The organism is Actinophytocola sp. (assembly GCF_045807065.1).
GTDB lineage: Bacteria > Actinomycetota > Actinomycetes > Mycobacteriales > Pseudonocardiaceae > Actinophytocola.
This window is the reverse complement of the sequence record NZ_JBJMIE010000022.1, coordinates 1-12812: the sequence shown is the minus strand read 5'-3', so window position 1 is coordinate 12812 and position 12812 is coordinate 1. Positions and strand designations below refer to the sequence as shown.

Sequence of the window (12812 nt, the reverse complement as noted above, 5' to 3'; positions counted from 1 at the left end):
CGGCCTCCGCGATCATCCACAGGCCGAGCGGCACGGCCTCGGTCCACCGGCCGGGCGCGGCGAGCGCGGCCCCGGACAGGTACGCGACGACCACGACGGCGGTGGCGACCGCGCCGACGACCGGCCCGACGTGCCACTGGTAGGCGACGACGACGATCGACACCGAGGCCAGCAGCCACGTCGTGCCCTCGAAGCTCGGCTGTGGGGCCGAGGTCCACACCTGCGCGAGGCACACGCCGACGACCAGCACGACGTCCGCGGCCACCAGCCAGCGCGGGGCGCCGCGGTCGACCGCGCGGGCGTACCAGGCCGTCCAGCCGCAGAACGCGACGACCACGAACCAGGTCACCACCGGTTCCCGCGCCGGCTCGGCCACGGCGGAGGTCACACTGGTCACGCAAACCACGAGAAGCCGTACGAGCACGGAGAAACGCAGCACCAACCGGATCAGCTCGCGCTCGGCGGAGCCGGGTGTACCCGCACGTTCGAACACCTCGCGCCCCCGAGGAAGCTCGGCGTCACCCTAGGACCCCCGGATACTACGCGTGCTCCGGGCACGGTCCCCCCTCGGCGACCGCCGGGCTGCTGGCGGACGCCGTCCCCGGCGGTAGCTGGTCGCCGAGGTGAGATCCGCGCGGCGCGGCCGCCCAGGACAACGGCGTCGAGCCGTGGCTCCTGCGCCCGCTGCCCCGGCGACCGCGCCGCCGTGCTCAACCTCTCCTCCGGCGTCACCGCCGGCGCCACGGACGCGTTCCCCGAACAACGCATCGACCACGTGTGGCTGAGCGCCACTGGCGACGGCGACCGGTCGCCCCGCCCCGTCCCCGCTTCGGCGAGCTGGACCCGGTCACGGCCTCGGAGGTGCTGGGCGAGCTGACCGCCGTCCGGTAACGCCGGGTTTCACCCTGCCGGCGCGCGGGTACGCGTCAGCGTCACGCCCCCGCCAGGAAAGGTGCCGTCGCCCCAGGCCCATGCAGACCTTCCTCCCCTACCCGGACTTCCACGCCACCGCGGCGGTGCTCGACCAGCAGCGGCTCGGGAAGCAGCGGGTGGAAGCGATCCAGGTGCTCAGAGCCCTGACGGTGCCCGGCTACGGCTGGCGGCACCACCCGGCCGCGGCGATGTGGGCCGGCTACGAGGAGGCGATGACCCGGTACGGCCTGGTCGTCTGCGAGGTGTGGTGCGCGACCGGCCGGCAGGACACCTGCGGCGACACGCTCCGCCGCGACCTGGAGCGTACGACCGGGTTGGCCCGGATACGCACCCAGCCGGAGCTGGCGACCGCCGGAGAGCTCCCGCCCTGGCTCGGCGACGCCGACTTCCACCGCAGTCACCAGTCCGCGCTCGTGCGGAAGAACCCCGCCCACTACCGCCCGCACTTCCCCGACGTGCCGGACGACCTCCCCTACGTGTGGCCGGCCTCGGACCGTCCCCGCCGGCTCCCGCTCGAGGTCAGCTGAGCGCCGACAACCCGTCCGCGAGGAACGCGATCGACTCCTCGATCCCCGCGAGCGGCGCCACGTGGTTGAGGTGCCCGTGCCGCATGCCGCGCGCGACGTGGGAGGTCACCGGCACGTCGACCTCGCGCAGCTGGCGTTCGAGCAGCTCGCCGGAGGGCCGCAGGTCGTCGTACTCCGAGAGCACGAGCCGGGTCGGCGGCAGCTCGGCGAGGCGTGCCCCGCCCGGGAGCGCGTCGGCGGGCAGGTCGCTGATCCGGCCGACGTAGTTGACGACCATCTCCTCGACCGCCGCCGGGGAGGACCGGGCGAAGGCCGGTGTGCCCGCCATCTCCACCGCCGTCGCGTCGTCGAGCGCGGGGACCGGGAAGTGCGCGAAGGGGTACGCCAGCAGGAGCGCGGCCGGTGTCGCCTCGGCGCGGTCACGCGCACGGAGCGCGGTGGCCAGGGCGAGCGCGGCGCCCGCGCTCGCACCACCCAGGGCCGCGGGGAGGGACGCGTGCTCGGACCGCAGCCACGACCAGGCGGCGTGCACGTCGTCGAGCGGCACGGGGTAGCGGACACCGTCGCGCGCGAGCCGGTAGCCGACGGACACCACGAACGCCGTGGTACGCAAGGACAGTTCGCCGCTGACCACGTGCGCCTCCGGCATGTCCAGGTCGCCGTTGCGGAAGCCGCCGCCGTGCACCCACAGCAGGCTTCTCGCGCACTCGCCGTGCCGCGGCCGGTAGGTGCGCAGCGGAATGGGTCCATGTGGGCCGGTGGCGACGGCGTCCGCCACCACCACGTCCGGATGCGCCCACGGGTCCCGCTCCCGCGCGCGTTGCGTCATCCGTTGCCGGATCGCCTGCTCGGAGTCGCCGGCCGAGGTCATCTCGGTGAGCCAGTCGACGAAGTACTGGTGTAGAGGCATGATCTCCTTCCGGCACGCTCCACAGAGGACAGGTGGCACCCAGGTCAGGGCAGGTTGCCGAGGTCCCGGAGCTTGTCGACGACCGCGTCGAAGCGGGCCCGGGGCAGGGCCGCGCCCTCGCGGCGCACCTCGTCCGGGTCGTAGCGCAGCAGCCGGTCGGCGTTGGCGAAGCTCTCCCGCTGGTCGCGGTCCCACCCGCCCACGCCGACGGACACCCACTCGTCGGCGTCCCGCTTCTGCTCGTGGTTCTTGCTGCTCAACGGCACCGCCAGCAGCCGCTTGCCGGCGTCGTCGGCGTACCCGACCACCAGCACCGGCCGGTCCTTGCCCACCGTCGGATCGTCCTCATAGGGCACCCAGCCCCACACCACCTCGCCGGGATCGGGCTCACCGTCCCGTTCCGGCGCGTACACCACCCGCATGGGAGCGGAGCCTACCGACTCGTGCGCGGCGTCGCCCCCGCGCGCCCGGCCGGGGGGAGGGAGGCTGGCGGCGACGGACGGGTCCCAGTAGACGTCGAGCGGGCCGCCCGCATTGTTCGTGCTCGCGTCCGGAGCGGTCCGGGTAGCGGCCGGCGGGTCACCACCGCGTCCGCCGGCGCCTTGGCCGAACTCGCCTAGGCCCGCACGGCGGGGAGGTCGTGGTCCGGCAGCGACAGGTCGGTCGCGGCCGACCGGACGTGGGACTGCAGCAGGTGGGCGAGCCCGAGTCGCTGCAGCCACGGAACCAGGCACAGCTTGATGTTGCGGCGCAGCAGCTGCCCGCTGGTGCGGGAGATCACGGTGGAGCCGGTGCGCAGCGCCAGGTTCTGGTTCTTCTCCACGTAGGCGCGCAGTGTGCGCTCGTAGGCCGCGAACGCCGGCTCGGGTCGGTCGTGCCGGATCAGTTCGCCGGCCAGCACGTAGGCGCCGGCGATCGCGATGCTGGTGCCCTGTCCGGACAGGAACGACGGTGCGTAGGCGGCGTCGCCGACGAGTGCGACCCGGCCGGAGCTCCAGCGGTCCATGCGGACCTGGCTGACGGTGTCGAAGTAGAGGTCGTCGACGCGGGGCAGCGTGTCGATGATGTCGTTGGTGCGCCAGCGGTCCTCGGCGAAGGCGCCGCGCAGCGTGTCGAGGACCTCGTCGGTGTCGTACCGGTTCACCGTGCCCGGCGCCGGGTGGACGGCGGCCAGGAACGCCCGGGCGGTGGGCTCGCCGGCAGGGTGCTCGACGATGGCGGTGCGCCCGGCGTGCGAGTAGAGGAAACCGGTCCCCGGCGCGAACATGCCGGCCGGCAGGTCCCAGATCGCCGCGTACAAACCCAGGTGGCGGACGAACCGCGACTCCTCGCCGAAAGCCAGGCGGCGGACGGTGGAGTGGATGCCGTCGGCGCCGATCACCACGTCGAACGTCCGGGGTCGGCCGCGGTCGAAGGTGACGTCGACGCCCGCGGCGGTCTGGGTCAGGCTGGCGACCGAGTCGCCGAAGACGTAGGCGACCCGGTCGCCGCTCGCCTGGTACAGGACCTCGCTGAGCGCACCGCGGGTGAGTTCCACGTCGCCGCTCGCCGGGTCATTGAGCAGGTCGCCGTAGTCCAGTGTGCACAGTCGACGGCCGCGGGGAGCGAGCAGCTGGACCGGAACGTGCCGGTAGCGCCGAGCCACGAGCTGGTCGTGCAGACCCATCCGGCGGACGACGTCGACCGCGCTGCCGCGGATGTCGACCGGGTAACCGCCCGTGCGCAGGCGCTCGGCGCGCTCGACGACGCTGACGTCCCAGCCGGCCGCCGACAGCAGGAAGGCGAGTACGGGTCCGGCGATGCTCGCACCGGATATCAGGGCACTGCGAGTGGTCATGAGGATCCAATGCGATTAGCTACACGAGTGTTGCTTACTGGCCGACCGTAGCAAGGCGCGATAAGATACACAAGTGTCCTCTAACAAGACCGCCGGACTACGGCGTCGCGGTGCCGCGCTGGAGTCCGCGATCCTGGACGCGGGCTGGGACCAACTCATCGAGGCCGGCTACGAGCGCTTCACCATCGACGCGGTGGCCGCGCGGTCCTCGGCGGCCCGTTCGGTGTTGTACCGGCGCTGGCCGTCGCGACTGGAGCTGCTCAGGGCGGTGATCCGCCGCCGCGGCGAGATCGACCTGATCCCGGTCCCGGACACCGGAACCCTGCGCGGCGACGTGCTGGCGATCCTGACCGACTTCAACGACCGGCGGTTCCGGACCATCGGCCTGATCGCCGCACGGCTCGGCGCGTACTTCGAGGAGACGGGCGGCTCACCGGACGAACTCCGCACCCTGTTCATCGTCGACCGGCCGAGCGCCATGGAGACGATCGTCGAACGCGCCGTCGAACGCGGCGAGCTGGCGACGACACCGCCGGCCCGCATCGTCTCGCTACCGGTCGACCTGCTCCGCCACGAACTGTTCATGACGATGACGGCCGCGACACCGCGGACCATCGCCGAGATCGTCGACGACATCTTCCTGCCGCTGGCGACGAACCTCGGAAAGACACGGCGGTAAGGCCCTTTCCGCTTCGAAAGCGCCGCACGGCCACCGTTCCGAAAGCGCCTTCACGGCATCGCACCCGCGAGCGCCGGGAGCCGACCGGGCGGGAGCCGGGGACCGGTCAGTCGGTGAACGGCCGACACCACGTGACCGAGCCGGCGAAGATCGCCGAGACGGTCGGCTGGCTGTGCTCCCCGGCGGTCCGGTCGGTCACGGGCGCCGTTCTCGACGTCGACGGCGGCATGTGGATGGGTTGACGCGGTGAGGGCGTCAGACTGGTGATTCGCGGGCGCCAACCACGGCACCACCGCGGCGAGCGCCTGCCTGGTGTTCGTCACCTGCCAGCAGATGTACCCCGGCTCGCCGTTCATCGCCCAGATCTCCGCGGGCGACGAGACCCCCGGCGCGACCCGGTACGCGACCTGGTACTCCCCGTGCGACGGAGTGATCCTCCCGTACACGAGCACCCGCCTGACCGGCGCGACCAACAACCTGGTGGCCTGCCAGACCCACCTCGGTTACCTCACGGACACCACTGTGCTCACCCAGATCGCCAACTTCATCCGATCCTGACACTCCACGCAGGACACCGCCCACTGGACCCCGGCCCGGTGGGCGGTGCCGATGTCGAGGTGCAGACGCCAGCACCGCCACCGGGCTCACCGTCGCCGCAGGCCCACCAAGTCGTAAACAGAAGTTTACTGACCCGCCTCTTCAGTTATTCCACTGGACCAACTCGGTGCAAGATTACTACGCTTACGTTTATGACTTTGGTGTCCGAGGCGGAGCACGACGCCGACCAGCACGTGCCGCTTCGCCGTGTCCTTGCCCTGTTCACGCCGTACCGGTGGCGGCTCGCCTGGCTGCTGGTGCTGCTCGTGGCGCAGGCCGGGCTCGGTGTGGCGGCACCGCTGTTCCTGCGGGAGATCCTGGACACCGCGCTGCCGCAGCGGGACACGGTGCTGCTGAGCCTGCTGGCGATGGGGATGCTCGTCTCGTCACTGGGCAGCGGCGCGCTGAGCGTGGCGACGACCGCGGTGGCCAACACCGTCGGCCAGCTGGTGATGAACGACCTGCGCGTGGCGGTGTACGGGCACCTGCAGCGCATGCCGCTCGCCTTCTTCACCCGGACCCGGACGGGCGAGGTGCTCTCCCGGGTCTTCAACGACGTCGGCGGCGTGGACAACGTCGTCAACACGACGGTCAGCTCGGTGGTGCAGAACGGACTCACCACACTGGCCATCGCGGTGGCGCTGTTCGTGCTGGACTGGCAGCTGGCGATCCTCGGCCTCGTCATCGTGCCGCTCTTCCTGCTGATGACCCTGCGGCTCGGGCGCAGGCGCAGGGCGCTCGCCGGCAGCCGCCAGCGCCGGCTCGCGCGGCTGACCACGCTGGTCGAGGAGTCCCTGTCGGTGGCCGGCGTCCTGCTGACGAAGACGACCGGGAACGCGGCCGTGCTGCGGGACCGCTTCGCCGCCGAGTCGCGGGAGATCTCCCGCGTGGCGCGGGAGGCGGCGCTCGCCGGGCGGTGGCAGATGGCGTCCCGGCGCAGTGCCCTCACCGCCGTGCCCGCGCTGGTGTACTGGGTCGCCGGGCTGGCGCTCGCCTACGGCGCCAGCCCGACCAGCATCGGCACGGTCGTCGCGTTCACCAGCATGCTCAACCGGCTGGTCGGCCCGGCCACCGCGGTGCAGTCGGTCGGCCAGGAGTTCGCCACCTCGACCGCCCTGTTCGCGCGGATCTTCGAGGTGCTCGACCTGCCGGTGGAGATCGCGGACCGGCCGGACGCGAAGGAGCTGGAGGTGCAGCGCGGGACGGTGCGGCTCGCGGGGGTGTCGTTCCGGTACGAGGACAGCTGGACGCTGCGGGACGTCGACCTGGAGATCCCCGCCGGCACCACGACCGCGCTGGTCGGCGCCACCGGCTCGGGCAAGACGACGCTCGCCTACCTGGTGGCGAGGCTGTACGACACGACCGAGGGCGCGGTGCTGGTCGACGGCGTCGACGTCCGGGACGTGACGCTGGACTCGCTGGCCGCCGCCGTGGGCGTGGTCTCGCAGGAGACCTACCTGTTCCACGCCAGCGTCCGGGAGAACCTGCGCTTCGCCAAGCCGGCCGCGACCGACGAGGAGATCGAGGCGGCGGCCCGTGCGGCGCACATCCACGACACCGTCGTCGGGCTCGACGACGGGTACGACACGATCGTGGGCCAGCGCGGCTACCGGTTCTCCGGCGGTGAGCGGCAGCGCCTGGCGATCGCCAGGATCCTGCTGCGCAACCCGCCGATCCTGATCCTCGACGAGGCCACCAGCGCGCTGGACAACCGGACCGAGCGGTCGGTGCAGGCGGAGCTGGACCGCCTGGCCGCGCACCGGACCACCATCACCATCGCCCACCGGCTGTCCACGGTGACGAGGGCCGACCAGATCGTGGTGCTCGACCACGGCCGGATCGTCGAGCGCGGCACCCACGCGGAACTGCTCGCCGCCGACGGGCACTATGCCCGGCTCGTCCGGAGTGCGGGGCACTAGATTCACCACATGCGCTCCGAGCAGGACCTGGCCGAACTCTCGCGACTCGTCCGCGAGGGCGTGGGCAGGCTGAGCTGGCGGATGCGGGCCGCACGCGAACGCGGCGGCCCGACCGGCCTGGAGCTGGCGGTACTCCGCCGCCTGTACCGCGCGGGTACCCACACCCCGACGGCGCTGGCGGACGCGGAGCAGATCCACCCCCAGTCGCTGACCCGCGTACTGGCCGCCCTGGACCGCGACGGCTTCGTCACCCGCCGCCCCGACCCCACCGACGGCCGGCGGGTGCTGGTGGAGATCAGCACCCGCGGGCTGGAGGCACTGCGCACCTACAGCGAGCAACGGGAACGCTGGCTGGCCGCCGCGATGGCCGACACGCTGAGCGAGACCGAGCAGGACCTGCTCGGTCTCGCCGCCAGGCTGATGGTGCGCATCGCCGACTCGTGACCGCGGTCCACAGTGGACCGAATATCGATTCAACGTGAACTGAATACGTGAATCCGGACATCCGCCAGAAATGCATACCGGAAAATTCCGGGGAGGCGGGCCAGGAATCACCGTAACCGTTTTGGCTCAGGACAAGACCCGGTTGGTGGCCGCCGAACGGCGGGTGGTTGTGGCAGTCTGGGATTGCGGCCGTATCACGCGCCCATGCCGCGGTGTCAGCCCTGGACAGGACGGCCACTGGGAGAGACAACATGGTTCCGGAGCTTCGAGTCGAGCTCCTTGGTCCGGTACGCGCCTTCTCCGGTGAACGGGAGGTGGCACTCGGCTCGTCGCGGCCGCGGGCCGTGTTCGCCATTCTGGCGGCGCGGCAGAACTCGGTGGTGTCGCGGGCCGAGCTGATCGACGGGGTGTGGGGTGACGGCGCGCCCAACACCGCCGCCGGGAGCCTGCACACCTATGTCTCGACGCTGCGCAAGTCGCTCGAGCCGGACCGTGTCCGGGGCGTGGCGCCGCGGCTGCTCACCTCCGCCGGCTCGGGGTACCGGCTGCAGGTCGACCGGGTCGACGTCGCCGAGTTCGCGCGGTTGCGGGGGCAGGCGGACGGGCTGCTCGCCGGCGGCGACGCGCACGGGGCACGCCGGCTGCTCGACGACGCGCTCGCGCTGTGGCACGGCCAGGCGCTCTCCGGGGTGGGTGGGCCCTTCGCGGAGGCGGAGCGGGCCCGGCTCGGCGAGCTGCGGGCCGCGACCGAGGAGCTGCGGGCCGAGGCCGGGATCGCGGCCAGGCGGCACACCGAGGTGGTCGCCGACCTCGGCGCGCTCGTGCGGGAGCACCCCCTGCGGGAGCGGCCGCGCGAGCTGCTGATGCTGGCGCTGCACCGCTGGGGGCGCAACGCGGAAGCCCTTGCGGCGTACCGGGAAGCGCGGCAGGTGCTGATCGACGAGCTGGGCATCGAGCCGAGCCCGGCGCTGCGGCGGCTGCACGACCAGATCCTCGCCGGTGACCCGGTGCTCGTCCCGGTCCGGCAGCACGCCGCACCCGCACGCGTCGTGCCGGCGCTCGTCGGGCGCGACGCCGAGCTGACCCGGGTGCACGCCCTGGTGGCCGACGCCGCCGCCGGGCGCGGCGGGTCCCTGTGGGTCGAGGGCGAGCTGGGCATCGGCAAGTCGGCGTTGGTCGCGGCCGCGCTCGCGGCGGCGGAGCGGGCCGGCTGCCAGCTCGGGCACGCCGTGGCGGACGAGCTGGGCCAGCGGTTCCCCCTGCGGCTCGTGCTCGACGCGCTCGGCGTGGACACGGACTCGCCCGACTCGCGCCGCGCCGCCCTCGCGACCGCGCTGCACGACCGGCCGGGCCGGGCGGTCCTCGCGGGCGGGGACCCGGTGATCGGCGCGATCGACCAGGTGGTCACGCTCGTCAAGACCCTGTGCGCGGACGGCCCGCTGGTGCTGGCGCTGGACGACCTGCACTGGTCCGACGAGGCCAGCATGCTGGTGTGGCACCGGCTGGCCGCGGAGACGCGCCGCCGCCCGCTGCTGCTGGTCGGCGCGACCCGGCCGGTCCCCCACCGCACCGAGGTCGACCGGCTGCGTGGCGACGTGCGTGCCCACGGCGGCGTGGTGCTCGACCTCGGGCCGCTGGCCGAACCGGACGTGGCCGGCCTGGTGGACGACCTCGTCGGCGCCCCGCCCGGCCCGCACCTGCGCGCGGTCACCGCGCGGGCGACCGGGAACCCCTTGTACGTCAGGGAGATCGCGGACTCGTTGCTGCGCGACGGGGCGATCGCGGTCGACGGGACGGCCGAGGTCGACCGCGAGTGGGTCGACCGGGCGCCGGGGTCGTTGGTGTCCGCGGTCACCGGCCGGCTCGGCTACCTCACCGACACCACGCGCGACGTCCTGCGCGCGGCCGCGCTGCTCTGCGACGGCGTCGCGGTCGAGGGCCTGTCGGTCGTGCTCGGCCGGCCCGTGTCGGACCTCGTGCCGTCGTTCGACGAGGCGATCGCGGCGGGCGTGCTGCGGGCCGAGGGCACCCGGCTCGTCTTCCGCCACCCGGTGATCCGGCAGGCGCTGTACCAGAGCATGGCGGTGGCCATCCGGGACGCGTTGCACCACCAGGCGGCCAAGGCGCTCGCCGACGCCGGCGCGCCCGTGGAGACCGTGGCCCGGCAGCTGCTCGCGGCCGACGGGAAGGCCGGGCCGTGGGTCAACGACTGGCTCGTCTCCGCCACCCCGGTGCTGACCTACCGCGCCCCGCTGGTCGCGGTGGAGCTGCTGGTACGCGTGGCCGATACCGAGGACTGCGCCGACGGCGTGCGCGCCGCCTCCCGAGCGCACCTCGCCAGCGTGCTGTTCCGGATCGGCCGGGACCGCGACGCCGAGCGGACCGCGCGCGCGGCCCTGCCGTCGCTGACCGACCCCGACCTGATCGCCGAGCTGCGGTGGGTGCTGGCCTACGTGCCCTACCGGGCCTCCCGCGCGGAGGAGGCGCTCGTGGCGGTGGAGGAGGCACTCGCCGACCCGGTGCTGCCGGACGTGTGGCGGGCCCGGTTCCTCTCGCTGCTCGCGCTGGTGCAGCGGTCGGGCATCGGCGAGCTGGAGGCCGCCGCCGACACCGCGCGGCAGGCCGTCGAGCTGGGTGAGCGGGCGAACGACCGGTACGCGGTAGGGCAGGCGCTGGAGATCCTGTGGCAGATCGACGCGGCGCGGCGGGACTACGGCTCGGCGCTCGGCTACCTGGACCAGGCGATGGGTGTCGTCGGCACCGACCTCAGCCTGACCGACCTGCGGCTGGTGCTGCTCGACAACCGGATGTTCACGCTGCAGTGCCTGGACCGGCTCGACGAGGCGACCAGGGACCTCGACCGGGCGCTGTCCATCGCGGGCAGCAGCCACCCGGCGGCGGGCGTGCACATCGCGGGTGCCGTCCACTACTTCTGGCTCGGCCGGTGGGACGAGACGCTCGCCCAGATCGACACGGTGCTGTGCGACCCCGAGTTCACCGGGTTCGGCCTGCGGGAGGGTGGCGGCGCGCGGCTGCTGATGCACGGCGTGGCGGCCCTGGTCGCCGCCCACCGCGACGACGAGGCGAGCCTGAACCGGCACCTGGACGCCGGCCACCACCTCCCGATGGCGAGCGCGGCGGACCGCGAGAACTGCGACTTCCTCCTCGCGGCACAGGCGACCGCGGCCTGGCGCCGAGGAGACCTGGCCGGCGCGATCGCGGTGCTGGGCACGACCCTCGTCACCAAGCAGGCGCTGATGATGCTGCGGCACCAGTGGCTGCCCGACCTGGTCCGGCTGGCCCTCGACCACGGCGACACGGTGACCGCCCACGCCGCGGTGGTGGCGTGCGAACTGGAGGCGGCCCAGGAGGCCGCGCCGGCCCGGGCGGCCGCCGCGGCCCGCCGCTGCCGCTGCCTGCTGGACGGCGACGTGGACGGCCTGGCCGAGATCGTGGCGCACTACGAGTCGGCGGGCCGGACCTACGAACTCGCCCAGACCGTCGAGGATCACGCCGTCCTGCTCCACCGCGCCGACCGGGTGGCCGAGGCCGGGGCGGCGCACGCCCGGGCCGTCGCCCTCTACCAACGACTGGGTGCTGCGTGGGACATCCGCCGCGCGAGGCAACGGATGGGTCACGCCATGACCTCCTCGTGGAGCGTGTAGGGGCGGTCAGATCATGCCCTTCCGCAGTGCGTAGGCCACCGCGTGCGGGCGGTTGCGCAGGTGCAGCCTGTTGGTGAGGCCGTAGAAGACGTTCTTGACCGTGCGCTCCGAGTAGGACAGCCGCACGGCGATCTCCGCGGTGTCCATCCCGTCGGCCATGAGGCGCAGGACGTCGAGCTCGCGGGCGTTCAGGCGGCCGTCGGTGGTGGGGCTCACCAGCTCCCGGCGTAGGCGGCGCAGGTGTTCCATCAGCTCGGCCACCAGGTTCGGGGGCAGGACACCGCCGCCGTTGGCCGCGGCCAGGACACCGCGCAGCACCCGGTCGCCCGTCGCGGCCGTTCGGGGCAGGACCGCCACGACACGGCACTCCACGATCGTGAGCACGTCCACGTCGCCGATCTCGTCCAGCACCAGCACCACCGGGACGGGCGCGTCGGCCGCCGCCGCGCGCAGGCCCGCGATCCCCTCCCTGGTGAGCCTGCCCGCCGCCACCACCACGACGTCGGCCTCGGCCCGCCGCTCCCCCGCCACCAGCGCGACCTCCTCCCGACCGTCGAGATAGCTCGTGAGGCCGGCCATGCTGAGGTGGTCCGCCGCCTCGACGGCCACCCGAACTCGCTGTCGCACCACTTTCCCTCTCCCCAGGGTTGTTGGGTTCGCGTCAACAAGTCTTCTCGCGGCCGCTTCACGGATTCTTCACCGCGGGTCCAGACTTCTTCACGGCCGTCTGAAGAACTCCACCTCACCGAGTGCGATGTGCCGGCCGGGCGCCAGCCCGGCGGCGGCGCGGATGACGAGCCGGATCTTCGTGACGTCGCTGATCCCGGTGTCGCTGCGCTGCGATCCCGGCTCGTCCGCGAGGTTCACGGGCACGGTCCGGGTGGTGCCGTCCTCGGTGGTGACGACCATGTCGAACACGGTCGGCCGGGCCTCGGTGGCGAAGCCCTGCTCCTCGGCCGAGGCGCCGGTGTGCACGACGACCGAGAGGAGCCGGAACGGGCCGGCGAAGGTGAACTCGACCGAGTCGCCGACGGCGGGAGCACCCCAGTACCGGTTGGACAGCCCGTCCGTGGCCGCGGTGGCGGGGTGACCGGGCACCTCCGCGTTCGCCGTGGTGCTCACCGGGTGCACCGCGGCCGGGGTCGACAGCCGGTCGCGGAGTTCCTCCCACAGCCCGGTCAGCTGGGGCCAGAACACGACTCCGGCGACCACGAGCAGGGCCACCACGGCCAGTGCGACGAGCCGGCGCAGCCAGCGGGAGCGGTCGCCGCGCCACCGCCAGCGGCGGCGCCGGGTCGCGG

The 12812-nt window shown here is 73.1% G+C and carries 13 protein-coding genes; 7 read left to right on the top strand and 6 right to left on the bottom strand.

The features are described 5' to 3' along the window. A partial coding sequence (locus ACJ73U_RS01335; protein ID WP_407775623.1) for a hypothetical protein occupies nt 1–397 on the bottom strand: 397 nt, incomplete at its 3' end. Between the two features lie 574 nt (nt 398–971). Between ACJ73U_RS01335 and ACJ73U_RS01330 the strand changes: the two genes are divergently transcribed. Continuing rightward, nucleotides 972–1460, top strand: a complete 489-nt coding sequence (locus ACJ73U_RS01330; RefSeq protein ID WP_407775622.1) for an MSMEG_6728 family protein — start codon at nt 972–974, stop codon at nt 1458–1460. On the opposite strand, the gene ACJ73U_RS01325 is transcribed toward ACJ73U_RS01330, so the two are convergent. From ACJ73U_RS01325 to ACJ73U_RS01315, 3 genes are all read right to left on the bottom strand, one after another. Then, the gene (locus ACJ73U_RS01325; protein WP_407775621.1) at nt 1453–2370 is read right to left on the bottom strand and encodes an alpha/beta hydrolase fold domain-containing protein; all 918 of its coding nucleotides are present in this window, start codon (nt 2368–2370) and stop codon (nt 1453–1455) included. The two genes, ACJ73U_RS01330 and ACJ73U_RS01325, sit on opposite strands and share 8 nt — an antisense overlap. 44 nt (nt 2371–2414) lie before the next feature. Beyond that, a complete protein-coding gene (locus ACJ73U_RS01320; protein WP_407775620.1) occupies nt 2415–2792 on the bottom strand; it encodes a type II toxin-antitoxin system PemK/MazF family toxin in 378 nt (125 codons plus the stop codon). 194 nt (nt 2793–2986) lie between these two features. Further along, nucleotides 2987–4207, bottom strand: coding sequence for an FAD-dependent monooxygenase (locus ACJ73U_RS01315; RefSeq protein ID WP_407775619.1), 1221 nt, complete (start codon nt 4205–4207; stop codon nt 2987–2989). 73 nt (nt 4208–4280) lie between these two features. Between ACJ73U_RS01315 and ACJ73U_RS01310 the strand changes: the two genes are divergently transcribed. From ACJ73U_RS01310 to ACJ73U_RS01285, 6 genes are all read left to right on the top strand, one after another. Further along, nucleotides 4281–4886, top strand: coding sequence for a TetR-like C-terminal domain-containing protein (locus ACJ73U_RS01310; RefSeq protein ID WP_407775618.1), 606 nt, complete (start codon nt 4281–4283; stop codon nt 4884–4886). A 113-nt stretch (nt 4887–4999) separates the two neighbouring features. Further along, the gene (locus ACJ73U_RS01305) at nt 5000–5128 is read left to right on the top strand and encodes an SDR family oxidoreductase (RefSeq protein WP_407775617.1); all 129 of its coding nucleotides are present in this window, start codon (nt 5000–5002) and stop codon (nt 5126–5128) included. Between the two features lie 70 nt (nt 5129–5198). Next, nucleotides 5199–5444: a hypothetical protein gene (locus ACJ73U_RS01300; protein ID WP_407775616.1), complete on the top strand. Its 246-nt coding sequence runs from the start codon at nt 5199–5201 to the stop codon at nt 5442–5444. Nucleotides 5445–5635: 191 nt separating this feature from the next. Further along, nucleotides 5636–7402 carry an ABC transporter ATP-binding protein gene (locus tag ACJ73U_RS01295; protein ID WP_407775615.1) on the top strand — a complete coding sequence of 589 codons (1767 nt, stop codon included), beginning with the start codon at nt 5636–5638 and terminating at the stop codon, nt 7400–7402. Nucleotides 7403–7411: 9 nt separating this feature from the next. Then, nucleotides 7412–7846: a MarR family winged helix-turn-helix transcriptional regulator gene (locus tag ACJ73U_RS01290; RefSeq protein ID WP_407775614.1), complete on the top strand. Its 435-nt coding sequence runs from the start codon at nt 7412–7414 to the stop codon at nt 7844–7846. Nucleotides 7847–8097: 251 nt separating this feature from the next. Continuing rightward, nucleotides 8098–11511, top strand: coding sequence for a BTAD domain-containing putative transcriptional regulator (locus tag ACJ73U_RS01285; protein ID WP_407775613.1), 3414 nt, complete (start codon nt 8098–8100; stop codon nt 11509–11511). A 6-nt stretch (nt 11512–11517) separates the two neighbouring features. Here ACJ73U_RS01285 and ACJ73U_RS01280 read toward each other — a convergent pair whose 3' ends face one another. Beyond that, nucleotides 11518–12138, bottom strand: a complete 621-nt coding sequence (locus ACJ73U_RS01280; RefSeq protein WP_407775612.1) for a response regulator transcription factor — start codon at nt 12136–12138, stop codon at nt 11518–11520. Between the two features lie 90 nt (nt 12139–12228). Beyond that, nucleotides 12229–12812: NADase-type glycan-binding domain-containing protein (locus tag ACJ73U_RS01275; protein ID WP_407775611.1), on the bottom strand; the 584-nt coding region annotated here is incomplete at its 5' end.